Source organism: Candidatus Methylacidiphilales bacterium (assembly GCA_028713655.1).
Lineage (GTDB): Bacteria > Verrucomicrobiota > Verrucomicrobiia > Methylacidiphilales > JAAUTS01 > JAQTNW01.
Genome location: JAQTNW010000023.1, coordinates 25,950 through 52,184 on the forward strand (window position 1 = coordinate 25,950; position 26,235 = coordinate 52,184).

Genomic DNA, 26,235 nt, shown 5'->3' on the forward strand with positions numbered 1-26,235 from the left:
AGATTTGAAATCAACCGAAGGTCTCTCCATTCCAGCCCCAAAGGTTGGCGGGGTGGCTGGACATTTCGATGTAAATGCGCCGCGGATCGATGTTGAGGGACTCCTTCAACAGGCTGCAGATCATGCTGGAGAGTCGCGGGGCTTTGTCTTCCGGCAGGCCGAGGCTTTTCAGTTCCACAAATGCCGCCGCATCCCCTCCCCCGGCAAACAGCAAATCCTGTCCGGCCTGCAAATGAACCATGACATAGCTTTCCGGCTTCCCCAGTTCCTTTGCCAGGAGGCGCGAAGCCGCCCGGAGAATGTCGGATTTGGCGGAATCTTCCACCGGAACATTGGTCTGGATCTTGAGATAAGGCATGGGCACAGGAATAACGGAAAGGCGGGCCGTCGCCAAGCAGCAAAGCTAAAATTGCGGGCTAGTCATATGCGGATTGTCCCGCTAATGATTTCCCATGGGAAAGAAAAAATCCAAGCACGCTTTCAAACAAGGGGGATTTGCCGCAGGCGGGCAGGCGGCGCCTGTTTCCACCCATGGCATCTCTCAGATCATGCTGCTTGGTTGGGTCGCCGTCGGCCTGGGAATACTCACCCTGCTGACCTACATGAATTCGTTTGGGGCGGAATTTGTCCTGGATAACAAACTCGTATTTTTAATGGATGTCCGGATACGCGAATTGTCCCAACGCAACCTCTATTTGATTTTCACTGAAAACTATTGGTGGCCCTCATTTGTCAGCGATCTCTACCGGCCCATAACCACGCTGACCTATCTCTTTAATTATGCCATTCTTGGAAACGGGCCGAATCCCGCCGGCTATCATGTGGTTAATTTTCTGCTTCATTGGACGAACGCCCTCATGGTTTTTATCCTGCTGCGCCATGTCAGCCGGTCACTCACTGTCGCCTTGATTGCAGCCGCGCTTTTTGCGGTTCATCCGGTCGGCACAGAATCGGTGACGAACCTCGTCGGACGAGCGGATCTCCTGGCGACCGCCTCGATTCTGGCCGCCGGAATCGCCTACATCCGGGCACTCAAATGCACAGGAAAAGCGCGGGTTGCATGGCTGCTGCTTGTGGCCCTCATTTCATTGATTGGGGTGTTTTGCAAGGAAAGCGCGATCATGATTGTCGGGCTTGTTGGCCTTTACGACATGCTTTTCCGCTGGCAGCAGCTCAAGAGCCATTGGGTCGGGGATTTCCTGGAAAATTTTCGCCGCTGGGTCTGGCCCAACTACCTTGCCCTTGTTCCGTGTGTCGTCGGGCTTTTGTGGATGCGTCATATATTAATCCAGGCCTCTCCCGTCTATGGACAGATCTTTATCGACAATCCGATAGCCGATGCAGGTTTTTTCCAGACACAAATGACCGCGCTGAAGGTCATCGGCCTGTATCTCGGCCTTCTGCTGTTTCCGTGGCGTTTGTCATGTGATTATTCGTACAACCAAATCCCGCTTTTTCTGGAACACTCCACCTGGACGGATGATGCCCAGGCGGTATTCGGCGCGCTTGCCGTTGTCTCCCTGCTGGTCGCCGCATTTGCGGCTTGGAGGAGGAGGCCGTTGCTGACTTTTGGCCTTTTGTTTTTCTTTGGCATGTTATTACCGACAGCGAATATGGTCATCCCGATTGGCAGCATCATGGGCGAACGTTTTCTTTATTTGCCGATGATCGGCCTCGCCCTGCCCGCCGGCCTGGCGCTTGACTGGGGAAGAAAAAAAATCACCGGGGTGCTGGCTGCAACGCTGCCGCGCCTGGGCTGGTTGGGATGGACGTTGCCCGTTTCCGCCATCTGTTTGTTGGGCATTCGGGCCTATATCCGCAACGATGACTGGCAAAATGACACCAGCCTCTGGACCAGCGCCACTGAGGTCTGCCCGAACAGTTTTAAAGTCTGGAAGGGCCTCTCCAATGCGGTCCTGGCGAACGAACCAAACGAGAATGGCCTCAGAAAGGCCATTGCGGTTGCAAGCCGGGGACTTTACGTCCTGGATCATCCCCCGCTGCCGATCAATAGACAGGATAACACCTTGTTCTACGACCTGGGTAATTACTATCGCGAATTGGGAGATGTCCTCGCGGCGCGCGGCGCAAAGGATGAAGCCCGGCAAGCCTGGCAGCAGGCGATTGTCATTCTCGACCGGGGCCGCCAGGTTGACACCTATGTGAATCATGCCTCCCGGGAAAAGCGTTTAAGCCGCGGGACGAGGCCTGAAGATATCACCGATGTCGGTAATTACAAAATGCACCAGTCGCTGGGACAAACGTATCTGCAACTGGGCGACTATAAGGAAGCCGAACGCTCCATCCGGTACATGCAACAACTGAACCCAACCGAGCCGACGGGCTGCCTGCTCCTGGCGGAATTGTATTTTAGACAGGGGGATCTGCCTGACACGGCCATTTCACTCATCCAAGCCCTCTTTTTGGATGCAAACAATGAGGCGGCCTGGTCCAACCTGCGTACAGTTTATCAAAAGCTTTTTGTCCAAGGAGTTCCAATCCTATCAATGGACGCAAAAAAGAACGCGCTGGATGACAGCAATCCGGTTGTGCGCCAGGAAATCCAGGAAGCCGCCCTGCGGATGTATTCAACTCTTCAAAAGGCCAATCAAAAGCAGGCAGCCGAGGGCATGCGCAACATGGCCGTCAACCTCTATCACTGTCCTTCCGGAATTTTCCCACCAGCGCCTGCTATGTGAGAGTTGCAAGTCCGAGGTCCAGATAGATGGCGGACAGGGCTTCACGCGCGCGGGTCTGGTGGGCGGCTTCGCCCGGCATCCCGTTGTAGATCAGCACCACAACAAGCTTGTGCTGCGGGTCTGCAAATGCGGCCGAGCATTGGTTGCCACAATGGCCGAAAGTTTCTTCCGACGCAAAACGCCCGTATCCGTAGGGAACTGTTTCCGCGCCGTAACGGTTGGAATTGAGGATTACGCCGAGGCCGGTGTCGAGAACATGCCGGAAGGTATGATCCATCATCCCTTCCCGATGCCGCCGGGTCATGAGTTCCACGGTTTCGGGCTTTAAAATCCCGCGCCCGCCGTCCAGCAATGCTTCATAAAAGCGGCCCAGTTCGGCCGCAGGCCCCAGGCAATTGCTGCCAGGCCTGGGTTGGGCCAATATTTCCGGGCGGCTCCAGATTCTGTGGGGCGAGGGCGGGGGCTTTTCCGTTTGATAAATCAAAACAAGCTTGTCCAGGTTTTGCTTCAGAGCTTCGGCATCCAGGCCGAGAAAGCTGTGGCTCATGCCCAGCGGGTGGAAGATTTTCTCCCGCAGATAATCCCCGAGAGGCAGGCCACTTGCACGCCGCACCACCTCGCCCAACAGATACCAGGTTCCACCGACATGATAAGCCGCTTTTTTACCGGGTACCCAGCCGGGTTCCATCCGGACGCGGCACAGGGCCTTGATGGTGTCGTCCCAGGGCTGCGGCGGAACCAGATCCCCCTGGCGGAGAGGAGCGGTATGCGTCAACAGATGGCGGAGCGTGATGGACTCCTTGCCGTGCTCCGCAAACCCGGGAATAAAACGCACGACCGGATCGTCCACGGAGAGCTTCCCGGCCTCCTGAAGCTGTAAAATGGCGGCAGCCGTAAGAGGTTTGCCTGCCGACATCCAAAGCGACAGCGCATCCGGTGCCATCGGATTTCCGTTTCCAGCGGAGCCGAATGCAAGATCGGCAACGACGTGGTTATTCTGCGAAATGTAAAGCAGCGCGCCGATCTGTTGGCCATTGGCAATGCCCAGATTAATCAGAGCGACAGTCTGCGTTAGCTTGGATTTGGACATACGGGCATGGATGTTACCTTATTCCGCAGAAAATGCCATATCCGGGTCACGTAAAATTTTCCGAGGTACGGGTATCTTTACAATGGAAAAGTTTGAGTTTTGGAAAAAGCAGACGACCTTGAGGTATGAGTGTGCCATCAAAACACATTGTTGTATTGGGCGCCGGCTTTGGAGGCCTGGAATTCTGCAAAGCCTTTCGGCATCCCGATGCGCGTATTACCCTGGTGGATCGGCACAACCATCATTTGTTCCAACCGCTGTTGTATCAGGTGGCAACGGCGGGTTTATCCATGCCGGAAATTGCGCAACCCATCCGCTCCATTCTTTCCGAACGAAGGGATATTACCGTACTGCTTGATGAAGCGACTGACATTCGTCTGGCTGAAAAGGCTGTTGTTCTAAAAAATGAAACGCTGCACTACGATTACCTTTTGCTGGCTCTTGGGGCCGTAACCAGTTATTTCGGACATGAGGAATGGGAGCGGCATGCGCACGGGTTAAAATCATTGGACGATGCTTCCGCCATTCGCAGGGATGTGTTGCTGGCGTTTGAACGCGCGGAATCCTGCAACGATCCGCAAGAACAAAAGAAACTGATGACCTCGGTGGTCATCGGCGGCGGCCCCACCGGGGTCGAGTTGGCGGGCGCCTTTGCCGAATTGACACGGCATGTTTTAAAACGCGATTTCCGGCGGATCAACCCCGCCGAAGCCCGCGTGGTGTTGGTCGAAGCCGCGCCAAAGGTCTTGGTCGGCTTTCCCGACCCTTTGCCGGACAAGGCCCGCAGGCAATTGGAAAAGCTGGGAGTGGAAGTCCGGACTTCCTCGCCCGTAAAGGAAATCGGCCCCGGTTATGTGCGGTTGGAGAATGAAGCATTGTACGCGGCCAATATTGTCTGGGCTGCCGGGGTCATGGCGCATCCGATCACACGCAGTCTCGATGTGGACCTGGACCGTGCAGGACGCATCAAGATCCGGCCCGATTGCAGTCTGCCGGGCTATCCGGAAGCATTTGCCGTGGGGGACATCGCCTGGTTGGTGGATGCCAGGCAACGGACGGTGCCGGGGGTTTCGCCCGCAGCCATGCAAATGGCGCGGCATGTCGCGCGGATTATCAAAACCGAACTCATGGGTGCGCCATGTGTTCCCACGCAACGTCCGGCCTTCAGCTACTTCGACAAAGGCAGCATGGCCACAATTGGCCGCTCAGCCGCTGTCGCCGTAATCGGCAAAATCCAATTGACCGGCTGGTTTGCCTGGCTTGCCTGGTTGTTTGTGCATCTCATCTTTCTTGTGGGGCTGCGCAACAAACTGGCTGTTCTGCTCCAGTGGTTCTATTCCTATGTGCGATACAAACGGGGTGCGCGCATCATCACCGGCGAACTCCCTGACAAGTTTTTTTCCACTCGTCTTCCTTGAAGCCAATCAGGATCTGGCCGTTTCCAATGGCAAACGGGCGTTTGACCAAATTTCCATTTTTCGAAAGTAACGCAAGGGCCTGCTCTTCACTCATGGACGGAAGCCTGGTTTTGAGGTCGAGGGAGCGATAATCGAGCCCTGAGGTATTAAACAGGCGGCGGATACCGCCGGCAGATTGCAGGGCCTTCTTCAGTTCAGCCACGGTCGGCGGTGTTTCACGGATGGGAACAATCGTATGCGCGATTTTCCTGGATTTCAGAAATTGGAGGGCCTTCCGACAGGCGCCGCAATTTTTGTAGGCATAGACTTTGAGCATGAGGATATTTTACAGCAGAGATATGCGGAACATAAAATAAAATCTTTGGGCGCGCGTCTCCCCGGTGCTAATCTTGTTTCATGAAAATCCTGGTGGCGATGTCCGGCGGCGTGGACAGCAGCGTGGCCGCAGCCCTGCTCAAGGAGCAGGGGCACGACATCACGGGCGCCTACATGAAGAATTGGATCAATGAGGAAAATGTCATCGGACATTGCCCCTGGATGCAGGATATTGAAGACGCGTCGTCCGTCGCGGAAAAACTTGGCATTCCCTTCCGGGTGGTGAATTTGATGCAGGAATACCGCGAGCGAGTAGTTAAGTATTTGCTGGAGGGTTACGAAGCCGGAATCACGCCCAATCCCGATGTCATGTGCAATCGTGAAATGAAATTCGGCGTTTTTCTGGACCACGCCCTCGCGAACGGATTCGAGGCCGTGGCCACCGGCCATTACGCCCGGATTCAATGTCATGACGCAGGGACATCGGACATTTTGGAAGGGACCGACAAAAACAAGGATCAATCCTATTTCCTCGCGCTGCTGCGCCAGCAACAAGTGGGCAAGGCTGTCTTTCCCGTGGGAGGGCTGCCAAAACCCGAAGTGCGCAGCATCGCCGAAAAATACGGCTTGGCCACGGCCTCCAAAAAGGACAGCCAGGGCATCTGCTTTATTGGCGAAGTAAAAATGTCGGATTTTTTGAAAAAATTCATTCCTGAAAAGCCAGGCCCGATAATGAATTTGCAGGGCAAAAAACTGGGGGAGCATCGGGGCCTGCATTTTTACACACTCGGGCAGAGAAAAGGCATCCGGGTGCCTTCCAACACCCTGAACCAGGCTTACGTGGTCGTTGAAAAGCGCGCGTCGCGCAATGAGCTGGTGATCGGCTTCGACACCCCGGAAACGCCGGGGCTTTACGCGTCGCGCTGCAGGTTAACTCATGTTTCCTTCACCAACCGGGTGATCGACAGGCCGGTGGACATCGAAGCCAAACCGCGATACCGGGCTCCGCGCCAGGCCGTGCATTACAAGCCGATGGATGGCGCCAAGGCCGAGCTGGAATTCAAACGACCCCAGCGGGCTCTGGCTCCCGGCCAGATCTGCGCCCTCTATGATGGCGAAACCCTTCTCGGTGGCGGCGTTTTTTCAGAAATCAGTTACGGATAAATACACAGGCCCGAAAACCCAAAACTCGTTTCGCGCGCGCGCAAGAGCGCGAAGTTTTTTTTGTTTTAATCCGGAGAATATAATTTTGCCGTTTTTTGCGTCCATGTCGGACTTTGCCGGGCGCGAGAAATGTATTGCTCGCCCTTTCTCCGAATCCCAACGGGATTCCGTTCCCGGGGTTTCACGCCGAAGCCTATGCGAAGGCGGATACCCTGGGTACATGCGCCGATTCCCATGCTATCAAGGCCTGCTTGCGCGCCACGCCCCAGCGGTAACCGCCCAGTGCGCCGGATTCGCGGATCACGCGGTGGCAGGGGATGAGATAAGCCACCGGATTATTTCCGACCGCAGTCCCGAGGGCCCGCACCGCTTTTCGATGGTGAATGGCATCCGCGAGTTTTCCATATGACACAAGACGGCCTTCCGGAATTTTCAGCAAGGCCTGCCAGACCTGAAGCTGAAAATTGGTGCCGCGCAGGTGAAGCCGTAATGCACCGTGTAGCCTAACATTGGGCGAATGGAATATTTTTTTGATCAGTGTTGCGGTTTTGCTCTGATCTTCCCGGAACCGGGCTTGCGGCCATTCCTTGCGGAACTCCACAAACGTTTGCGCGGAAGATTTTCCATCAAGAAAGCGCAGGCAGCAAATTCCCTTGCCGGTTGTTGCAATCAAACAAGGCCCGAACGGGGTTGGATGAAACCCATGTGAAATTTCCACGCCTTTGCCGGAGGATTTATATTCACCGGGAGTGAGTGCCTCGCAGGTCACAAACAAATCATGCAGGCGTCCGGGGCCGGACAATCCGCTTTCAAGGGCCGTGTTCAGAATGCTGTTGCCGTTGCGAAGCAGTTGTTTGGCATGTTCCGCGGTCAGGTACTGCAAAAACTGTTTCGGCGTCGTTCCCGCCCAGCGTTTGAAGAGGCGGTTGAAATGGAATTCGCTCAGATGCGCCTGCCGGGCGACTTCCTCCAGGGAGGGTTGTTCCGACCGGTGTTTCGAAAGAAAAAGGATGGCCTTTTCAATTCTCTGGTAATCCAGTTCCTGCTGCGAACTCACACGGTCAATTTAACGCAGAGGGCCGGGTCAAACCACCCGATTCTTGCTCAGTCTCCAGATTGCCGCGTGCTCCCGTCATCGCGAGAGGCCCATCCTGGGCCGTGGCGATCCATCTTCATCCCCGTAACTTCAAATGCGATTGCTCAGGGGAGTAGGGTTGACGGGGCCTTATTTGTAATACATAATGTGTCACATGAAGACAGCGTCAATCCGCGAAGTTCGGCACGATTTTTCCCGTGTCCTGGAATGGGTGGCAAACGGCGAGGAAGTCGCCATTACCAAGCGCCGTGAAACAGTCGCCCGTCTTTTGCCGGCGAGACAAAAAAAAACCATTCGCGCCAAAATGCCCGATGTGGCCGCCCGTCTTCAAAAAGTTTTTGGAAGAAAAGTCATTTCTGACAAGGCGATGAAGGATATTTTGGAGGAAAGCCGGGGGAATTATTGAAAGTCTATGCCGATTCCAGCTTTATAGTTGCCCTTTATCTTCAGCAACAAAGTTCACCTGTAGCCGCCGCATTTATGCGGCAACAGGGCGTCGCATTGCCTTTTACGCCGTGGCACCGGCTGGAAGTGCGCAATGCAATCCGGCTGTCTGTGTTTCATCGGGTGATTGATTCGTATCAGGCCAAGATACAACTCAGACAAGTGGAGGCGGATTTACGCCAGGGAGTCTTGATCGTTCACGAACCCCTGGATTGGGTCGCGGTATTGCGCACGGCTGAAAAACTGGGGGCCGCACACAATGAATCCATGGGTTGCCGCAGCGCTGATTTATTTCACATCGCCTCGGCAATCGAATGGGAGGCGGATCATTTTTTGACATTCGATGAGCGACAGAAAAAAATGGCAAAGGCAGCGGGGCTCGCGGTCAAGAATTGAGTGCGTATGAGTTTAGTCTGCCAACCTCAAGCCGTGACGTGCTTCGCGCCCTTCCTGTAAAACAATGCTTAGCCTTCACTCTGAATATCCAGTAAATCCTGTTTATCCCTGTTAAATTTCCCGGAATTTGCCCCCTTGGCAATCCCGTGACAGCGGCTACTTTGTGCGAATGAAACTGATCTCCTGGAATGTCAACGGAATACGGTCCTGCCAAAAAAAGGGGTTCGAGGATTTTGTCATCCGTGAAGCGCCGGACATTCTTTGCCTGCAGGAAACCAAGGCTCAGGCCGAGCAGGTATCGCTTGATATTTCTCCAGAATATCATGCCATTTGGAACAGTGCGGAGAAAAAGGGTTATTCCGGTACTGCCGTGTTCACAAAATCAGCCCCGCTTAAAGTCGTGCATGGCCTCGGCTTCGAGGACCACGACAAGGAAGGGCGTGTCATCACATTGGAGCTTCCGGATTACTTTCTTGTGAATGTGTACACCCCGAACTCCAAGGATCAGTTGCAACGCCTGAGTTACCGCCACAAGGAATGGGATGTGCTCTTTTTGAAACACCTCAAAAATTTGGAAAAGACGAAGCCGGTTGTTTTTTGCGGCGATTTGAACGTTGCGCATCAGGAAATCGATCTGGCCCGGCCCAACGACAATCGTTTTTCCGCCGGATTCACCGACGAGGAGCGCGAGGGGTTTTCCAATTATATCCAGGCGGGCTTTATCGACACCTTCCGCGAATTCGAGAAGGGCGGCGGGCATTACAGTTGGTGGAGTTTCCGCACGGCTGCGCGCGAGCGGAATGTGGGTTGGAGGATTGATTACTGGTGCATCTCAGGCGTCCTGCGTCCACGGCTGAAAAAGGGCTGGATCATGCCCGAAGTCATGGGCTCGGACCACTGCCCCGTGGGCATGATTTTGGATTAGCCAGCAAAGGGAACGCAGATGGCTGACGACGAAATCACGCGGAATGCGCGGGTCGACTGGGAAAAGCTCCGCACCTGGCGGATGCCGTTCGGTCGTTACAAAAATTCCCCGCTTTACGATATTCCGGCGGAATATTTGTGCTGGTTTGAACAGCGCGGCTGGCCCGAAGGGGATCTGGGGCGTCTCCTGCGAATCGTGCTGGAAGCAAAACGCGAAGGGGCCGATGAAGCGTTTCGTTCGTTACGAAAATAAATCTCCGGAGAGTCCGACACCTTTATAGTCTAAAAGGCAAACGGGCTTCTTGAGCGTGGAACCTATTTTTAGCCTATAGCGGTGCAGAACTATCTTATTCTACATCTAAAGGCCTAGATGGGCTTTCATTGCTGCTTTCAGGAGTTCTTGAAAGAGTGTCAGACTGATTGATGCAGCCTTTGTGGCGGCCTCATTCTTGGCTTTTGTCCAAATCGTGTTGTCGCGGGCATCATCTAAAAAATCATGACTCTTCATTGTAAGGGAAAGCAAAACCGCTGCATGCGGCTGGCCTCTGTGATCCGTTATGACTTCCCCCACAATGTATCCTGCATCGATCAAAAGTTTTGCGTTGTAGCTAATGTCTGCTGCTCAAGCCACGACTAATAAGGCATCATTTTGAGGCTGTATGGCTTTAGTCGGCATTTCACTCCATGTTTTGCCTTCCAAGACGCGGCCGGCTTTCTTTTTATTAAAGCCTCCCCATTGCTTGAAGAAAAACGCAACCCCGGCCTTGTGGCATTGATCGCGGATGTCGATGACCCATTCCTTTTGCATCGGTCGGGCACGGGGCCCTGATTCACCACCTACAATGGCCCAGTCAATTTTTTTCAATTTCAGCCTGGGCAACGGCCCCAACAAGGGTTCAAGCGAAAGGAATTTGATATGGGCATGGGTCTTGCGCAGGCAATCAATTCTGGAAACCACATCCTCATTTTCAACACTGACTCCCATCCAGATATTGGGCGCCCAATGCAAAGACGGGTCAAGCTCCAGCAATCGCTCGGCCCGCTTGGTCAGGACTTGGAAACGGTGCCAATGGGCCAGCCTCATGACGGCAAAAACCTTCTGGATGAATGAAACAGGGACATCCTTGTGAAACAAATCGCTCATGGAGTTTACAAAAATAGTCTGAGGCTGCTTCCATCCCAAAGGAATGCCCAGTGCGTCTTCGTGAAGAGTCAGGTTGAATCCGTTGGTATAGTTCGCCACGCCCATAGCATGAAGACGCAACGCCATCCGCTCGGCATAGCAGTTCTTACAGCCTGGGCTGATTTTGGTGCAGCCGGTCAGAGGATTCCAGGTGGACTCGGTCCATTCAATGGAGGATTTTGTCGCCATTACGTAACTCCCTGATTTCGGTATTTATTGAAAATATGCTGAACAATCTTGTGTCCTGTGGCATTGGGTGAAGCAAAATAAAGATAATACACAATCGCGTTATTGCTATTCCGCATCGGAATGGGTTTTGGCACATGCTCGAAACCTGCAATATCCTTGAGCCTTTGGCGAAAGGCTTCCGCAATGGTTTCATTATTGTTTTTTGTGGGGTAACCAAAAAGATCTCCCTTGTTGTCGTAAGCGATGTCCAACCAAGAAGCATCCCCCCAAAACGCAGTCATTCGTTCCACCTGATCTGGTTTGACTTTATCCCTGTTGTGCCAAAGCGCATTGCGGTTGATGTCCGCCACGGGAAAATTGAGGAAGATTTCAACCGTACCAAGCTGGCCAGCCTTTTGTATGGATGCCCAATTCAAGTGTAGGCCATATGGGTCAAGAAGGCATAAACCTCTGGTGTGCCGATCCGGGCTGAGCAGCGGAAATACTTCTTCGAGCAGAACCTTGTTGCAGTCATCCTGATAAATTTTAACATTTGGAATATCTTCAGCTATCTTACGAAGATTTTCCGCCTTTCCAGAATCCAAGTCGATCAAATGATATCCGTCAAATGGAGGAGTCGTATTCAAGGCATTCAACGGACTTCCCGCCACAAGCTCTCCGGTGGCCTTGGATATATGAATTCCAGCCCCCGCAAATGCGTCCACGTAATAGTGTCCTTTGCACCATTTTTGATTGGCAAGAATTTTGGAATATTCTTTGGCATAGTCCTTGATAATGTCGAGCTTCACCTCGGACCAATAGCCAATTTCATCAAACTCAAAAGCACTCATGTAGTTGTCGGCGCAAAGCATGAGGCATTGTGGTCTTAAACACAATCCCGGCTAACCTGAAACTTTATCTATTCGTTAAATTCCCAAGACAATTCGCGCCGCTACTGGAATGTCATGGAAGGAATATTCGTTTGGAAATCGAAGCTGTTTAAATTCGGTCGCGCATGTCTCTAGCAAAATGCATCAAACCCCGGTCACATTGAACACGATCGTGCGGGTATGGCTTTGATTGCGGTGCTCGAAGACAAACACGCCCTGCCAGGTCCCCAGGCAGAGTTTTCCCGCGGCAATTGGAATCACCTCTGAAGTCCGGGTCAAAACCATGCGGATGTGCGACGTCATGTCGTCCGGCCCTTCCAGGGTATGCACAAAACCGGGAGTGTCCTCGGGCACGAGGTCTTCAAAATATTTATGCAAGTCGGTGCGAGCCGACGGGTCCGCATTTTCGAAAATAATCAGGCTCGCGCTGGTGTGGGTGATGAAAACCGTGGCGGTACCCTCCCGAACGCCGCTGTCTGAAACCGCCTCCCGTATTTTGTCCGTGATTTCATAGGTGCCTTTTCCTTTGGTGCGGACGGAAAAACTGGAGGTTTTGGAAATCATGGCTCTGGCAACTGATCCCTATTCCGCTGTCAACGCTCTCCTTCGACGCGGATTTCCACGCGGCGGTTGCGGGCCTGTTCCTCGATGCTTCCGCGCGGATTCACGATGGGGCGCGTTTTGCCGAATCCGCGCGAATGAAGGACATCCGGGCCGAGCCCGGATCTTTGTCTGAGCCAGACTGCCACCGCTTCCGCGCGCTGCTCGCTGAGGCGCTGATTGTATTCATCCGTGCCGATGGTGTCGGTGTGGCCTTCAACCATGATTTGCACCTTTTTTGCCTGGGCCAGCACGGCAGCCACCTGTCCGAGGCTCGATTCGGCGTCCGTCTTGAGCCGGGCTGAATCAAATTCAAACAACACATCACTGGAGAGACGGATCAATATCGGCTGGAAACCGGGGCGCTCCAGTGCGCTTGGCGGCCGTAAATTGGCAAGCGAAGAAATTTCGGAAAAGCCGGGAGTTCCCTTGGAGGAGGCCATGGCATCGCCGTTCCCGCCGGGATTGGATTGCGCCAACGCTTTGTTGGCCTCGGCCATTGCGGCGGTTGACGCTTCATTCGCCAGCGCCTGCGCTGCTTCCGGAATCCCGCCTTCAGAATGGATGGGCAATGCGGTAAATGCCTCCGCCGGGAGCGGCGCGGGGCCATTGCCGAGCGGGGCTGTGGGCAGGTTTGTGAGCCGGGGCAGAGGGATGGAAGGCGCTTTGAGCGGACCGTCAAAAGCGGCGATTTTTTCCGTGCTCATTTCCAAAGGCTCGCGTGAATTTTTGGGATTGCTTCCCTGGGTTGGCGGCAGCTCGGGCTCGAGATGTTTGGGATCAATGGTGGCGCGTTCCAGGTGGAATCGGGCCGGCTCAATGGGGTCCACGAGCGGTTTCCCAAAATCCACATACAGGCCGCGGAACAGAATATATAAAGTCCCATGCAACAGCAGCGAGGCCAGGATAGCCAGCAACAGCCAGGCTATGAAGGAAGTGCGTTCGGACCGGTTGGTGGACTCAAATGAGTTCATCTTTTTTGCGATCCTTGATACTAGTGCACTAAACCCCAGGTTAAAAGTTCAATTGGAAGGAGATTTGTAATCCGGATATTGTTTCCTCAGGCGCAAAAGGACTTCATCCGCCTTTTTTTCAGCGCCCGCCACTCGCCAGGCCTTTTCCGCCTTGCCCAGGGCAAGGGGGGTCAAAACCGGGTCGTCGATCAGGAGGGCCACGGCCGAATAGATTTTGCCCGCCTCGTCATAATTGAGTTTCGCCATCGCCACGTCGCCGAGCAAAAGCCTGCCGCGGGCGTTGTATTCGCCTTCCGGATTTTGCTCCAGGATCTGGTCGGCCAGCTTGACCGTGCTGTCGTAATCGGCGGCGCCGAGGCACGCTTTTGCCAGGGGTTCCAGAACCGCGCTGCGATTGGCTTCCTCGGGAAAATTGACACGGTAGATTTTCCATTCACGGATGGCCGCCCCATAGTTTTTGAGTTGCGACATCAACATGGCCAGGCGCAATTGCACGCGTTTGCGCTGGGGGCCATCCTTGCTCCCTGCCAGGACCTTGCGGAAGTAAGACTCGGCGGCCGGGGGATCGCTGCCGTCCATCAACTGCTGTCCGAGCCATTCATAGACGCTTAGCGAAACGGCAGGCGCCTGCGGATTTTTCATGCGCCAGGCATCGTAGGCATCGACTTCCAAGCGCAGGCTTTTCAGGTCCCCATTGTGCAGGACAATCCGGATGATTTGCGGGGTGGCAATGGCATAGTAAGCGGTGGAATCGAGCCGCCGGGCTTCCAGCCAGTGCGGCAGCGCATTCGTATCGTCTCCAGCGGTTTGTCTGGTCAAGGCCAGCCAGTAGTGGGCTTCGGCCGAGTGGGCGGATTTTGGAAATTCCGAGAGCAGCAATGACAGCCATGTTTCAAGCCTGGCGTTGTCCTTTTGTCCGCCTGCGAGCATGGAAGCCTGCCAAAGCAGATTTTCGCGCTGCTCAAATTTTGGCGCGGTCTCGATCAACTGTTGCCAGGATTTGAGGGCGGCGTCGTTTTTCCCGAGTTGTGTTTCGGCAAGCCCCTTCCACCAAAGCGCCTGCGGGCCTGAGGGGTCGCCGGGAAATTTTCCAAGGTACTCCGCAAATCGCGCGGCGGCATTTTCATAATCCTTTCCGTTAAAGTCCGCATAAGCGGAACGGAAATACACCCCCGCCAGCAACTCCGGCTTGAGGCTTTTCAAGGCATCCGGCGCCTTTAACACCTCGGCATACATCCCGGCGGCGGTTTTGTAATCCGACTTCCCGTAAAAACCGTCGGCCCGCATCAATTGTACCAGCGGCAGGCGTTCGGACTTGGGAAATTTTGTGATAAAACGGGCGGTCTCGGGGAGAAAATCCTCCGAGTTTGCGCTTTTTAACAGCAGGATGCGCGCCCACATCGAAGGCTCCGCGACGTTGTCATTTGGAAATTCCTTGAGGATGAACTGGTACAAATCCAGCGCTTCCTGGTTTTTTTGCGTCAGCCGCAAGGCCTCGGCGGTGAGAAACAGGACCTGGGGCCGTGCCACATCGGGAAAAGCGGGGCGCACGTCGTTGAACACCTGGGTGACCGTCGCATAATCGCCCGCCGCAAAATACGACTGGATCAGCCCCAGATGGGCGAGTTTTTTCCAGAAGTCCGGCGCCTCGGTCCTTCGCACCACTTCATAAAAGCCGGCCGCGTCCCGGTAGTTTTTCTGGCTGTACGCCAGATTGCCGGCCCGCACGCCCGCTTCCGCGCGCAACGCGGCGTCATTGGTGGATGCCAGGACGGCTTTCAGCAACGTAGCGGCATGAGCGTTGTTGTTAGACTGGATTTCCAGGCAGGCGAGTTTCAGACGGCCGTAATCGAGCCAGGGATTGTCCTTTTCTTTCCCGGCGAGAAACTCGAGGCTCGGGCGCGCCGGTTCCAGTTGATTGAGATTGTCCGAAACCAGGACCACCAGATAATGCGCCCGCAATTGAACTTCCGGCAGCGTGGCTGAGGTTGCCTTTTGGAGGAAGGGAAGCGACTCCTTCCATTTTTTGTCCGCAGCCAGCATTTCGCCGCGGAGAAGATTGGCGGGGCCGAGCCAGTCGCTTTTGGAAAATTTCTTTTCCAGGAGGTCGAGCGTTTGATGGGCTTCGTCAAAACGGCCGAGGTCGCGGTAGCAAAGCGCCACGCGATAGAGCGCCTCCTCCTGATATTTACCCTCCGGGTAATAGCGCAGGAGATCGCTGAGAATGTTGATGGCCCGACCGGGATTTTTTTGCTGCTGCAGCGCGACCGCTTCATCCAGCAATTCCTTTTCCGGAGGTTGCAGCTTGGATAAATCAATCACAACAGGCTGTTCGGGAACAGGCTGCGGGGCGGCGTTGAGCCCGGCAGGTGAAACGGCCGGCAACAGCAAAATCAGCAGGAAGCGAAGTTTCATAAAAGGCGGTTCCTGCTGTACTACCCGCTTCCGCCGCCAAAAGAAGCAAGAAAACCGGTGAAAACAATCCGCGTGACAAAGGGCATCGGGGTTTGGCACCTTGTTTGCACATGAGCGTAAAACCATTGGAAGGAAAAGTCGGCCTCATTTTTGGGGTGGCTAATAAACGAAGCATTGCCTGGGGGATCGCCCAAGCCTGGGCCCAGGCCGGGGCCAGGCTTATCTTCAATTACCAGGGGGAACGCATCAAGGACAACGTCGAGGAGCTGGTCGGCGAGTTTGGAGCCGACACGCCCCTGCATCCCTGCGATGTGAGCAAGGACGAGGAAATCAAAAGCTTTTTCGACTTTGTCCGCACGAAGACCGACAAAGTCGATCTGGTTCTCCACAGCGTGGCCTATGCGCCCCGTGAAGCGTTGGAAGGCCACTTCGTCAACACCTCGCGCGAAGCATTCCGTGTCGCCCATGACATCAGTTCGTATTCCCTGATTGCCCTCTCCCGTGAAGCGGCCCCACTGATGAGCGATGGGGGCAGCATTATTGCCATGAGCTATTATGGAGCCGAAAAAGTCGTTCCGCATTACAACATCATGGGCGTCGCCAAGGCGTCCCTGGAAGCCTCCGTGCGCTATCTGGCCAATGATCTCGGTACGAAAAAAATCCGCGTCAATGCCATCAGTGCCGGGCCGGTCAATACCCTGGCTGCCCGCGGGATTGCCGGGTTTTCATCCATGATGAAACATTACGAGGAACATGCGCCCCTCAGGCGGAATGTGGAAATGGCCGAGCTTGGCGCCACCGGCGTCTTTTTGGCGAGCCCCGGTTCCGCATCCATCACCGGCCAGACGCTCTATGTCGATTGCGGTTATTCGATCATGGGGATGTGAGCGGTGCAGAGCCACCGCAGGGGGTAGTATAGTCGGATAGTGGGATCGCCTTATGGTCAAATAGTTGAATAGTGGAAGAACAGAGGCAGAATTTTCATGTCACGTATTGAACGTTTTGAGGACTTGCAGGCCTGGCAACTGGCCCGCTCCAAATGACCATGCCACCATCCGACCATCCGAGTATCCCACCAGCAAATGCGAAGCTTTTGCTCTGGGACATCGACGGCACGCTTGTTTCGGTTGGGAAAGCGGGCGAGATTGCTTTGGTCATCGCCATGGAACGGCTTTTCGGCGTTAAAACCGACATTCAAAAAATTGATTTTCGGGGGAGGACGGACACATGGATCGGCGTGCAGCTTTTCAAGCAGGCGGGAATCGAAGAAACCCCCCGGAACATTCACGATTTCAAGGAGGCCTATCTTGCGGTGTTGAAGGAACAACTGCCCATGAGCGTCGGGAAAGTGCATCCGGGCATCCTCGATATTTTGGAACAGGCGCGGCTCCGCCCGGATTGCGTGAATGCGCTGCTCACGGGCAATCTCGAACGGGGCGCCAAAATCAAATTGGAGCATTATGATGTGTGGAGCTATTTCGAGTTTGGCGCCTTTGCCGACGACTCTCAGCTTCGCAACGAGCTGGGACCGGTGGCGCTGAAACGCGCCCTGGAGAAAACCGGGCTGCATTTCAAGCCGGAGCAGGTGTATGTCATCGGCGACACGCCGCACGACATCGAATGCGGCAAGGTGATCGGTGCGAAGACCATTGCCGTGGCCACGGGCGGCTATTCGCGCGTGGAGTTGGAAGCGCATGCGCCGACGGCGCTGTTCGACGACCTACGACACCCTGAGAAATTTTTCAAGCTGCTGGATCCTTAAAACAGCACAGGTTCTCGCGCAAAGGCGCAAATTCGCGAAGAACAAGGAATTAGCGGGATCACTTATCTTTATCCCCCTGATAAGGGGGAAGACAAGGGGGTTTGTGTTTGGTGGCAGATTAAAACGCCGCTTTTCAGCAAATGCGTCCAAAATCCCGTCTGGTGAATCCGCGCCGAATCCACTCACAAAACATGAGAAGACAGTGGGATATGCCGCCAAAAAAATTCATGCGCTTATCAACGAACTAGCGCAATGACCCCCGCCAGCGTGGGCGAGCGCCAATATTGAGTGGGGGGTGGAATTACAAAAGATCATTTAAAAGAAGCGGCTGGTGGCGGTCGGTCTGCCGCGCCTGGTTTCGCCAACTCGCTGATTCCGATCCAGTTTTCCAGCCATTTCCATGTCGAATCCGCATCCTGCATTTGTGGCAAAGTCGCTAAATTGATCTGTTTTGTGTCCACTGCGTTCCGACCACGGTAGGCATCTGCAAGCTCCTTGAACACATGTCCTTGAACCTTGATCTTTTGGTCAAGCGTGATCAAACCGAGCGAATACTCCAGGGGATGAAACGCGTATTGCCTGTCAAGATCGTGACTTGACCACCATGTGAACCAGTTCACGCCGGACTGAATCGCGTTAACCGTGGATTCCTGGAGAAACCGTGGAATATTTTCCGGGTCGGTCCAGTCCTCGGACATTCCATATTCCTGAATCCAAATAGGTTTGCGAGGATTGCCAGAATATGAACGGGCAAGCGCAGCCATGGCCTCCGGCAGGCGCAGGCAGCGGGGATCGAAGCAATTACCACCGGCACGGCCCAATGCTCCGGTGAAGAATGTCCAGCAATGCAGTGGGATAATGCTTTGCGTTGTTGCAAGGCATTGAGGCGAGAAGGTTGCCCGCGTGAACCATGGATTGTGATCGACCCCATTCACATGTGTTCCTCCCGGGAGGCATTTTTCAGAGAGGGCCAGCATTTGGCTGCTCCACCGGTCGCCACAATCGAGATCGTCCGTCTGCCAGCAGCAATTTAACTCATTGCCGAGATCAAACCCCAGGAAGTTGCTATGTTGTGACATGGCTTTTGCGATGCTCGTCACATAGAACTCCTGGATGCTCCTCTCCTCCAAGAGCTGGTAAAAGGAGCTGTCCGGTTGGAAAGGAGGTTTAAAAGCGTAACCTGAAAGCCAGCCAACGAAGAGACTCACACAGACATCAAGTTGCCTTTCCTCCGCCAAATTCATAAGAATCTCAAGACGGTCAAGATGTGCCTTGCTTACAACTTTTGGATTGGGTTGAAAGTATGGCCATATCAGCATAATGCGGATGTGATCGGCGCCAAGTCTGACGATGGCATCCAAGTCCTTAGCGATGGCGTCCGATTGGAAATCGTTCCAGCAGTGCCACCAAGCGCGAGTGGGTGTGTAGTTCACTCCGAAACGATATTGAGTTAATCCAAATCTCATAATTTTCTCCCTGATTGTTACGAGCAGATCGTTACCAGTCAGCAACTCCGAGGACCTGGCATCCGAGGCTGCTGCTTGTCCCGCCGTAGCCTTGCGAAGGCGGACGCAGCCGTAGTGCTGGTGTGTGAAGGGTTGAGGCGGACGGCCTGGTTCGGATTCTTCATGTATTTATTGGAGGTGCTGTTGGTGCAACTCGTGTGCATCGCCAAAATATCAGTCCGAAAACAAGGACACCTAAACCCGTGACACCAATAGATATGCCAACCACCGTGGAAATCATGACGGATGATATATCTGATGACAATTTGTCTGTGTGTGCAATGCCCGACTCGCCAAGTGTGTTAAAACCACCGATCATTCCGATGACTGTTCCCAAAACGCCCAAGGCAGGCCCAGCAAGGGTCATTATACCACCAATAATCATCGTCCACCTTATGACTGGTTTCATATTTTTTAATCCGAACGCACATTAGTTTCGATTCGGTTCTTATTGCAGTAGGTTGTTTTCAACCTATTTCGGGAATTGAAGCGGACTCGTTTCAGAAGCGCCATGCACATGCCATCAGCATGCATGAATTTGGGTTGTGAACAATCAGAGTTTTAAGTTTAAAGCCTTTTTTGCGTGCCGAGTCACGGCAATTTCCATTGCTTCACAAGTTGCTGATAGACTGGCTTGGGCAGCAGGACGTAGAGCGGCTTGGCGGCGGGATCGACCCATGCGATCAGCTCCCGCAATCGTTGTTCCTCCATGGCCGTACAGCCGGTTGTCGGCTTGGCGCCATTCTCGCGCCAGATATGGAAAAAAATCGCGCTGCCCGCCCCGCGTTCTGTCCCCGGCCCGGTATTGTGGCCGATGAATAATTTCAGGCGATGGGCCGGGTCGTCCATCCGCATTTGCTGCCGTTTCTCCCAGTCGTTTTGGGGCCCGCGCCCGGGGAGCCGCAGGTGTTTGTTATAATACGGGGAAGAGCTGTCTTCCACCCACAAATCCTGCTCGGTGACCTGGGTGTAGCCGAGGTTTGGATTTTTTTGAATTTCGGGATCATAACCGTAGGCCTCTCCTATTGCAAAGACCCCGCAGGGCGCGCGGCCATCGCCCTCTTTTTTTACAAGACCGTCCAGGTCCGCGGGATGCAGTCCGCGGCCCCAGGCCAGGCCGTTCTTGCCAAGCCGGACCGGCCAGGGCTGGCCGACCGGATGCCATTCATCGTTGCTGCGCTCAAAGCGCTGGAGAACGCCATTGCTTAAGTTCCAGTCGTCTGTCAGTGTCAGAACCAGTTGCTGGCAGCCGGTGGGAATCGAGAAGGAATCGTCGCAGAGGCCCGCGGATGGAAAGGCGGCCCAGAGCAAAAGCAGACCCAGGCAAAACCGCCTCGCAATGCCAGGTTCCAGTTTCAAATAAGTTCCCATTCAAGAAATATGGTTTTGACCATGGAGCGATATGGAGTGCGGTGGCAAGCCGTAGGCGCGACACCGCTTTGTATCTCCAGCAAAGAACAACTCCGACCGATGTCGCGAGTACAAAGCGCCGTCGCCGCTATGCTCTGCCGGCACACTCCAAGGTTCCCCGTGCTTTCCCGCTGGACTTCGTGTGGCTTTCATAATCAGATGAGGCATCCGGGTTAGGAGTCATCGCCCCGGAATTTTTTCATGCGCCGGCGGGAATCCAAACGCATTTTCCACGATTGAATGGCGCCCGGCCCGACGAACAGGAAGTAACCGGCCATGCTGGCTAGAACCAGCGGCGCCAAAGCCAGGTCAAATATGACCTGGAGCCCCATCATGGCAGCGGAAAAAATGGCGAGGTATTTTATCGGAATCTGGATCGGCAGCGGGAAAATCATGATCGGCAGGTCCGGATAGAGCGTGGCAAACGCGAACAACAGCGAGGCCATGATATAGGTGCTGGGAATCGGCCCCTGATAGAAAAGAACACCCGCCAGCGAGAAAAACAGGACGCTGACCAGCATATAAAAATTTAAAAGAAAGGCGCCCCAGGCGTTTTCCAGTCCCTCGCCGATAAACCAGGTGAAATACATGGAGATCAAAAAAAAGATCATGCCGAAAGAGCCGGGCGCAAAAGCCGGCACCAGCAAAAAGCTGAACACGCGCCAGACCTCTCCGTGCAGCACCGCCTGCGGGTCGAAAAGCAGGCTGTCGTCAAAACCCGGACTCAGGGTCTGAAGCACGAAGGTGAGGCAGTTCAGGATGACGAGGCTGCGGATCAGGTGGGGAATGCCCCAATGTCCAAAACGATTTTCAAGACGGATGAGCCAGGGCGAGATTTCCATGCAGGTCAGGGACTGCTGGTGATCTTGGACCAGTCCATGTGATGTTTTTCGGCGTAGGCCTGAAAATAATGTTCGTGCATGATGAGCACGGAACGCACGACGCTGGAATCGTCCGCATGACCGAGGGAAGGCAGGAAATCCGGGATCAGGTCTGTCCGTTTATGCCCGTAAAAAAGAGCGAAGATGGCTTCCGCGACGGCGTAATAGGGCATTTCATCCGCTTCATTTTCCGCAAAATCCTCAACCACATCCGCTAAAAATGTGAGTTGGTCCACGAGGTGGGGAAATTTGGGCGCATGAATCTGGGTGAATTCGAGCTTGAGCAGCGGCAGTTCATGCAAAAGGCGTTTTAAGGTCACGGGGCTGATCTTGGCGGCTCCCCGGCGGACAAAGTTGGCAATTTCAGGCATAAAACCAACCTGTAATTTTCCAAGGCAAAGACAAGATAATTGCTTCTGTTTGTCCATGATAATGCACATTAAGATCAGGTGGTTGCGGTGGATCGCCACGTCCGGCTTCGCCGGTCTCGCGATGACGAGTTGCCCGAGTCATCATCTTTGTTGGCATAAGGCCATACGCGACCGCGTTCCGCCGCGGCGGACGAGGAGCGTAGCGACGCGGCAATCCATGCAATTGACGCAAAATAATTCTGCTTGGGTCGGTTCCGAAGCACGCTAATATTATTACATGAACTTTTTAAGCGCCGCAGCTCTTCTTCTTGTGGTGGAGGGTGTATCGGTTCAAAGGCCGTTGGTTGATTTTGATCTGGTCGTTGATGCGCTGAAAACCCAGGGAACCTGGGAAGAGAATAAAACAACCAAATTTTTATACCGCCCCAAAGTTGAAAAAGACTGGGCGCCCTATCGCAACGGCCAGTGGATATACACGGACTATGGTTGGACCTGGAAAGGCGCCGACGCCGGTTCGTGGGTGACGTACCATTACGGGTATTGGACCAAACGGGTTGCGGATGGCTGGGTTTGGGTTCCCTCGGGTCATTGGCTGCCATCGACCGTGGACTGGGTCAAAAGCGGCGACTATGTCGGCTGGCGGGCCAGCAAGCTCGATCGTTTCAGCAATACCCAGGAACCGGACAATGTGCGTTACAGCGATCCAAGCGAATGGAATTTTGTACTGTCTGAAAAGTTGCGGGGACCTCTGAAACCGGAGGATTTTGTGACCGGGGAAAAAGCCAAGGATTTGCTCATAAGCGGGCAACCGCTGGATCATATCTTCAAATCGTATCGTGAAATCGGCAGGCCCGGACCCGACCCTGCAATCCTCAAGTCGGGCGAGAAGGACAAACTGTTGATTCCCATAGTACGGGACCTGCAGGACCTGGAAAGCCGGCCCGATAAAGCTGAAGCCACTGACTTTTACGCCTATCGCCCGTCGTTTGCGCAGGATGAAGACGGGATTTTACGCCGGGTGGAACTCTTTTTGCATCCCCGTAAACAGAGCGAGAAGGATGAAGAGCTTAAAAAAGTTCTGGGGCATGACCCGAAGAAGGACGAGGATGCGAAGAAACAGGCCGAAAAGCTGGAGGAACAGATCGAGCGCGAGCGCAAAAATCAGGAAATGCTGTATCGCTGAACTTTAGTTGTGCACGCCCGTGAAGAACACAAATGAACAGTCTTGTGCTAATTCCGAGGCGGCCTAATCTGGCCCCATGCGTTTTCCAATAGCTGCGCATCCTGCAAAATGTGATTCCTGACCTATGAGCGATCCGGTCCAGCATGAATGTGGCGTGGCCCTGGTGCGGCTGCTCAAGCCCCTATCCTATTATTATGAGAAATACAACACGCCGCTTTGGGGCCTGATCAAGCTGTTTCTGTTGATGGAAAAGCAGCACAACCGCGGCCAGGACGGCGCGGGTGTGGCGGCCCTCAAACTCAACGTCAAACCGGGCTTTCCGTACATTTTCCGGGAGCGGGAAATGAAGAGCAACCCACTGGACCGCATTTTCAGCAAATTGTTCAAGGAATACAACAAGCTGGTCAAAGCAGGAACCATCCATCCCGAATTTGCCGTCACGGTGAAGGACAACTTTACGTTTGGCGCCGAGGTTTACCTGGGACACCTGCGTTACGGAACCTCGGGCGGTTACAACATCAGCGCCTGCCATCCTTATTTCCGCCGCAGCAACTGGCCGACGAAAAACCTCATCCTGGCCGGCAACTTCAACATCACCAACGATTCCGAGCTCAACCAGCACCTGATCGATCACGGCCAGCATCCGATCTTCAGCACGGACACGCAAACGCTCCTCGAGGAGATCGGATTCCATCTCGACCAGGAGCACGACAACATTTACCGCCACCTTCGCGACTCGGGGCTTCAGGGCCAGGACATCGCCCATGGAATCAGCCAGAAGCTGGACCTCGTGGAAATCATCAAAAATGCCTCGCGCGGCTGGGATGGGGGCTACGCCTTGGCGGGAGTGGTTGGCAATGGCGATGCGTTTGCCCTGCGCGATCCGAACGGCATCCGGCCGTTGTTCTACTTCAAAAACGACGAGGTGATCGCCGTTGCTTCCGAACGCGCCCCGCTCATGACGGTTTTCGACCTCGAATACAAGGACGTGCGCGAGGTGACTCCCGGCTCCGTGCTGGTGATCAAAAAGACCGGCGCTGTCAGCGAAGGCGCCTTTCACGACCCGGCCCCCCTGAAATCCTGCACCTTTGAACGGATCTATTTTTCGCGCGGCAACGACCAGGATATCTACCGTGAACGGAAGAAACTGGGGGCCTTGCTGGGAGAACAGATTTTGGAGGAGATCCAATCCGATTTCGACCACACACTGTTCAGCTTTATTCCCAATACGGCCGAGATTGCCTACTACGGATTGCTAGAGTCGTTGCGTCTCCGCCGGCGCCTCGAGGTGCGGGATTTGATCCTGAAGGCGGTGCGGCAGGGGGTGATGACGGAGGATTTTCTGGACGAGCTCATCCTGCGCGGCTGGCCGAGGGCCGAGAAGGTGGCGCACAAGGACATCAAGCTGCGAACCTTTATCAGCCAGGAATCGGACCGCAACCAACTGGCTTCCCACATCTACGACATTTCCTACGGCACGATCACGCCGAGCGATACCCTGGTTTGCATCGATGACTCCATCGTGCGCGGCACGACGTTGAAAAATTCGGTCATCAAGATTCTGGCCCGGCTCAATCCGAAAAAGATCGTCATTGCCTCCACCGCTCCCCAGATCCGTTATCCCGATTGTTACGGCATTGACATGTCGCAGCTCGGGAAATTCATCGCCTTCCAGGCGGTTGTGGCGCTGGTGAAGGAACACCATATGGAAGATCTGATCCAGGAAGTGTACCGCGACTGCCTTGCGCAGCAGGACAAGCCGCCGGCCGGCATGCAGAACCATGTCAAACGCCTTTACGACCGCTTTACCACGCAGCAATTATCGGAAAAAATTTCCGTACTGGTGGCGCCCAAGTCCGACACCTGGCAGGGCGAGGTTAAGATTATTTTCCAGACTGTGGAAAACCTGCATAAGGCGCTGCCCGGCCATAGCGGCGACTGGTATTTTACCGGCAAATATCCCACCCCCGGCGGCTATCGCGTCCTGAACCGCGCGTTCATCAATTTTTATGAAAACTCCGACTTGCGGAGTTATTGAGCGGATGCGGGAGGCAAGGTCTCACACGAAGACACGAAGCAAAGGGGTTTGGGTTGCCCGCTAAAAGACGCAAGAGGTTAGCCTGCATATTTCATACTCATTTCAATGGTCAACCTGTTAGCGCCTGGACGTAACTGGGAAAGGCACGAACTGGGCTATGCAGGCTATGTAACCCGGATGTTCCTGCACCCCTATTTCCGCCATACTTTGGAGCAGGACACTTTGCACGGGGTTTCAGAAGCGTGTGAAACATCCGGGCTAGAGCCAGCACATTTTTGGCTTAAAACTTAATTTGGAGTGCGGCGGCAAGCGGATGCGCGACACCGCTTTGTATTTTCCGCAAAAGTGCCAATCTGCGTAATCTGTGGATAGAAATGTGTTCTTTGCCTTAATTCTTTGTACGCTCGCTCATGGACAAATCCTACTGGAACCGCATTGGCAAAAACTACAGCCGGGAAATTTTCCACGCGCTGCACAGCGACCGCAAGGGTTGCCTGCGGCGGTTGTTGAACCGGCTTGCAGGCCCGGACAAGGACGTTATCGATTTCGGTTGCGGCACCGGACAGTTTCTTCCCCTGCTTGCGGAAAAATGCCGGTACGTGCGCGCGCTGGATTTTTCGGCCGGATTGTTGGAGCAGGCGGCGGCCCGGCATCGCCGGTTTGGGAATATTGAATTTTATAATGTCGATCTGAGCCTGCCCCGTTTGAAGTTCGAAGCGGCGGCTTGGGGACTTTGCGTCAATGTCCTGATCATGGAGAATTTTTCGCTTCGCCGCCGCATCCTGCAAACCATCCGGCGCTGCCTGCTTCCCGGCGGAAGGCTTTTGCTGGTGCTCCCTTCCCTCGAATCCGTTTTTTTGACCCAACAACGGTTGATCGAATGGAATTTGCGCGATGGTTTTACCCCTCGTCGCGCGGCGGAGGCCCGCATCCCCGGGCTTTCCAGGCGCGCGTTGGACCGCGTGCATGAAGGCATCTTTCCGGTGGATGGCGTACCCACCAAACATTATTTGAAGGAAGAATTGGAGCTTTTCCTGAGCTCGGGTGGATTTGAAATGGAAAGCATCGAAAAGGTGGAATACGGATGGGAAACCGAATTTGCCGGCCCGCCGCGGTGGATGAAGTCGCCCTATCCCTGGGACTGGGCGGTTGTGGCGCGGAAGAGCCTATCTAAAAAATAGTTAGAGCGTATTCATATTAATCAGCCGCTAAAAGGCTGTACAATGCTTGAGGGATTCCGTACAAGATTGGGATGAAATCCTACAGTGCTGATTTACGGGCCAAGATAGTCAAACGCCGGGAAAAGGGG

General features: G+C 54.3%; 25 protein-coding genes. 12 read left to right on the plus strand and 13 right to left on the minus strand.

The window, feature by feature from the left end; translation table 11 throughout:
• Positions 1–10: 10 nt before the first annotated feature.
• Positions 11–358: a phenylpyruvate tautomerase MIF-related protein gene (locus tag PHD76_08945; protein MDD5261958.1), complete on the minus strand. Its 348-nt coding sequence runs from the start codon at positions 356–358 to the stop codon at positions 11–13.
• Between the two features lie 94 nt (positions 359–452).
• On the opposite strand from PHD76_08945, the gene PHD76_08950 reads away from it, so the two are divergent.
• The gene (locus PHD76_08950; protein MDD5261959.1) at positions 453–2,699 is read left to right on the plus strand and encodes a DUF1736 domain-containing protein; all 2,247 of its coding nucleotides are present in this window, start codon (positions 453–455) and stop codon (positions 2,697–2,699) included.
• Here the strand turns inward: PHD76_08950 and PHD76_08955 are convergent.
• On the minus strand, positions 2,692–3,789 hold the full coding sequence (locus tag PHD76_08955) for a serine hydrolase (GenBank protein ID MDD5261960.1): 1,098 nt from the start codon (positions 3,787–3,789) through the stop codon (positions 2,692–2,694). The genes PHD76_08950 and PHD76_08955 overlap by 8 nt on opposite strands.
• Positions 3,790–3,914: 125 nt before the next feature.
• Between PHD76_08955 and PHD76_08960 the strand changes: the two genes are divergently transcribed.
• The gene (locus PHD76_08960) at positions 3,915–5,207 is read left to right on the plus strand and encodes an NAD(P)/FAD-dependent oxidoreductase (GenBank protein MDD5261961.1); all 1,293 of its coding nucleotides are present in this window, start codon (positions 3,915–3,917) and stop codon (positions 5,205–5,207) included.
• On the opposite strand, the gene PHD76_08965 is transcribed toward PHD76_08960, so the two are convergent.
• Positions 5,161–5,523 (minus strand): arsenate reductase family protein, encoded by a 363-nt coding sequence (locus PHD76_08965; GenBank protein MDD5261962.1) that lies wholly within the window; start codon positions 5,521–5,523, stop codon positions 5,161–5,163. The two genes, PHD76_08960 and PHD76_08965, sit on opposite strands and share 47 nt — an antisense overlap.
• A gap of 80 nt (positions 5,524–5,603) precedes the next feature.
• Here PHD76_08965 and mnmA point away from each other — a divergent pair, with 80 nt between their 5' ends.
• Positions 5,604–6,686 (plus strand): tRNA 2-thiouridine(34) synthase MnmA, encoded by a 1,083-nt coding sequence (gene mnmA, locus PHD76_08970; protein MDD5261963.1) that lies wholly within the window; start codon positions 5,604–5,606, stop codon positions 6,684–6,686.
• A gap of 193 nt (positions 6,687–6,879) precedes the next feature.
• Here the strand turns inward: mnmA and PHD76_08975 are convergent, their stop codons facing one another.
• Positions 6,880–7,743 (minus strand): methylated-DNA--[protein]-cysteine S-methyltransferase, encoded by an 864-nt coding sequence (locus PHD76_08975; GenBank protein ID MDD5261964.1) that lies wholly within the window; start codon positions 7,741–7,743, stop codon positions 6,880–6,882.
• A gap of 193 nt (positions 7,744–7,936) precedes the next feature.
• On the opposite strand from PHD76_08975, the gene PHD76_08980 reads away from it, so the two are divergent.
• The 4 genes from PHD76_08980 to PHD76_08995 all read left to right on the plus strand — a co-directional run bounded on the left by PHD76_08980 (position 7,937) and on the right by PHD76_08995 (position 9,799).
• Positions 7,937–8,188 carry a type II toxin-antitoxin system prevent-host-death family antitoxin gene (locus PHD76_08980; protein ID MDD5261965.1) on the plus strand — a complete coding sequence of 84 codons (252 nt, stop codon included), beginning with the start codon at positions 7,937–7,939 and terminating at the stop codon, positions 8,186–8,188.
• Entirely contained in the window at positions 8,185–8,622 is a 438-nt protein-coding gene (locus tag PHD76_08985) for a type II toxin-antitoxin system VapC family toxin (GenBank protein MDD5261966.1), read from the plus strand. Before PHD76_08980 ends, PHD76_08985 begins: the two co-directional genes overlap by 4 nt.
• Positions 8,623–8,791: 169 nt before the next feature.
• Positions 8,792–9,547, plus strand: coding sequence for an exodeoxyribonuclease III (locus PHD76_08990; GenBank protein ID MDD5261967.1), 756 nt, complete (start codon positions 8,792–8,794; stop codon positions 9,545–9,547).
• Positions 9,548–9,565: 18 nt separating this feature from the next.
• The gene (locus PHD76_08995; GenBank protein ID MDD5261968.1) at positions 9,566–9,799 is read left to right on the plus strand and encodes a DUF3820 family protein; all 234 of its coding nucleotides are present in this window, start codon (positions 9,566–9,568) and stop codon (positions 9,797–9,799) included.
• 369 nt (positions 9,800–10,168) lie between these two features.
• Here the strand turns inward: PHD76_08995 and PHD76_09000 are convergent, their stop codons facing one another.
• The 5 genes from PHD76_09000 to PHD76_09020 form a co-directional block, all read right to left on the minus strand.
• Positions 10,169–10,918 (minus strand): phage Gp37/Gp68 family protein, encoded by a 750-nt coding sequence (locus PHD76_09000; GenBank protein MDD5261969.1) that lies wholly within the window; start codon positions 10,916–10,918, stop codon positions 10,169–10,171.
• Positions 10,918–11,769, minus strand: coding sequence for a three-Cys-motif partner protein TcmP (locus PHD76_09005; protein MDD5261970.1), 852 nt, complete (start codon positions 11,767–11,769; stop codon positions 10,918–10,920). Before PHD76_09005 ends, PHD76_09000 begins: the two co-directional genes overlap by 1 nt.
• Before the next feature lie 162 nt (positions 11,770–11,931).
• On the minus strand, positions 11,932–12,351 hold the full coding sequence (locus tag PHD76_09010; protein ID MDD5261971.1) for a secondary thiamine-phosphate synthase enzyme YjbQ: 420 nt from the start codon (positions 12,349–12,351) through the stop codon (positions 11,932–11,934).
• Positions 12,352–12,380: 29 nt separating this feature from the next.
• Positions 12,381–13,361 (minus strand): OmpA family protein, encoded by a 981-nt coding sequence (locus tag PHD76_09015; protein MDD5261972.1) that lies wholly within the window; start codon positions 13,359–13,361, stop codon positions 12,381–12,383.
• A gap of 48 nt (positions 13,362–13,409) precedes the next feature.
• On the minus strand, positions 13,410–15,776 hold the full coding sequence (locus tag PHD76_09020) for a tetratricopeptide repeat protein (GenBank protein ID MDD5261973.1): 2,367 nt from the start codon (positions 15,774–15,776) through the stop codon (positions 13,410–13,412).
• Between the two features lie 110 nt (positions 15,777–15,886).
• Between PHD76_09020 and PHD76_09025 the strand changes: the two genes are divergently transcribed.
• Together PHD76_09025 and PHD76_09030 are read left to right on the plus strand one after the other, a co-directional pair.
• Entirely contained in the window at positions 15,887–16,663 is a 777-nt protein-coding gene (locus PHD76_09025; GenBank protein ID MDD5261974.1) for an enoyl-ACP reductase, read from the plus strand.
• Positions 16,664–16,821: 158 nt separating this feature from the next.
• Positions 16,822–17,538: an HAD family hydrolase gene (locus tag PHD76_09030; protein MDD5261975.1), complete on the plus strand. Its 717-nt coding sequence runs from the start codon at positions 16,822–16,824 to the stop codon at positions 17,536–17,538.
• 311 nt (positions 17,539–17,849) lie between these two features.
• Here PHD76_09030 and PHD76_09035 read toward each other — a convergent pair whose 3' ends face one another.
• From PHD76_09035 to PHD76_09050, 4 genes are all read right to left on the minus strand, one after another.
• Complete coding sequence (locus PHD76_09035) at positions 17,850–18,971, minus strand: cellulase family glycosylhydrolase (GenBank protein MDD5261976.1); 1,122 nt, start codon at positions 18,969–18,971, stop codon at positions 17,850–17,852.
• A 663-nt stretch (positions 18,972–19,634) separates the two neighbouring features.
• Complete coding sequence (locus PHD76_09040) at positions 19,635–20,402, minus strand: hypothetical protein (GenBank protein MDD5261977.1); 768 nt, start codon at positions 20,400–20,402, stop codon at positions 19,635–19,637.
• 224 nt (positions 20,403–20,626) lie between these two features.
• The gene (locus PHD76_09045; protein ID MDD5261978.1) at positions 20,627–21,295 is read right to left on the minus strand and encodes a hypothetical protein; all 669 of its coding nucleotides are present in this window, start codon (positions 21,293–21,295) and stop codon (positions 20,627–20,629) included.
• A 5-nt stretch (positions 21,296–21,300) separates the two neighbouring features.
• Complete coding sequence (locus tag PHD76_09050) at positions 21,301–21,705, minus strand: DUF1232 domain-containing protein (GenBank protein MDD5261979.1); 405 nt, start codon at positions 21,703–21,705, stop codon at positions 21,301–21,303.
• A 277-nt stretch (positions 21,706–21,982) separates the two neighbouring features.
• Here PHD76_09050 and PHD76_09055 point away from each other — a divergent pair, with 277 nt between their 5' ends.
• The 3 genes from PHD76_09055 (at position 21,983) to PHD76_09065 (ending at position 26,107) form a co-directional block, all read left to right on the plus strand.
• The gene (locus PHD76_09055) at positions 21,983–22,888 is read left to right on the plus strand and encodes a hypothetical protein (GenBank protein ID MDD5261980.1); all 906 of its coding nucleotides are present in this window, start codon (positions 21,983–21,985) and stop codon (positions 22,886–22,888) included.
• 124 nt (positions 22,889–23,012) lie between these two features.
• Positions 23,013–24,926, plus strand: a complete 1,914-nt coding sequence (locus PHD76_09060) for a hypothetical protein (GenBank protein ID MDD5261981.1) — start codon at positions 23,013–23,015, stop codon at positions 24,924–24,926.
• Positions 24,927–25,336: 410 nt separating this feature from the next.
• On the plus strand, positions 25,337–26,107 hold the full coding sequence (locus PHD76_09065) for a class I SAM-dependent methyltransferase (protein MDD5261982.1): 771 nt from the start codon (positions 25,337–25,339) through the stop codon (positions 26,105–26,107).
• Positions 26,108–26,235: the final 128 nt, after the last annotated feature.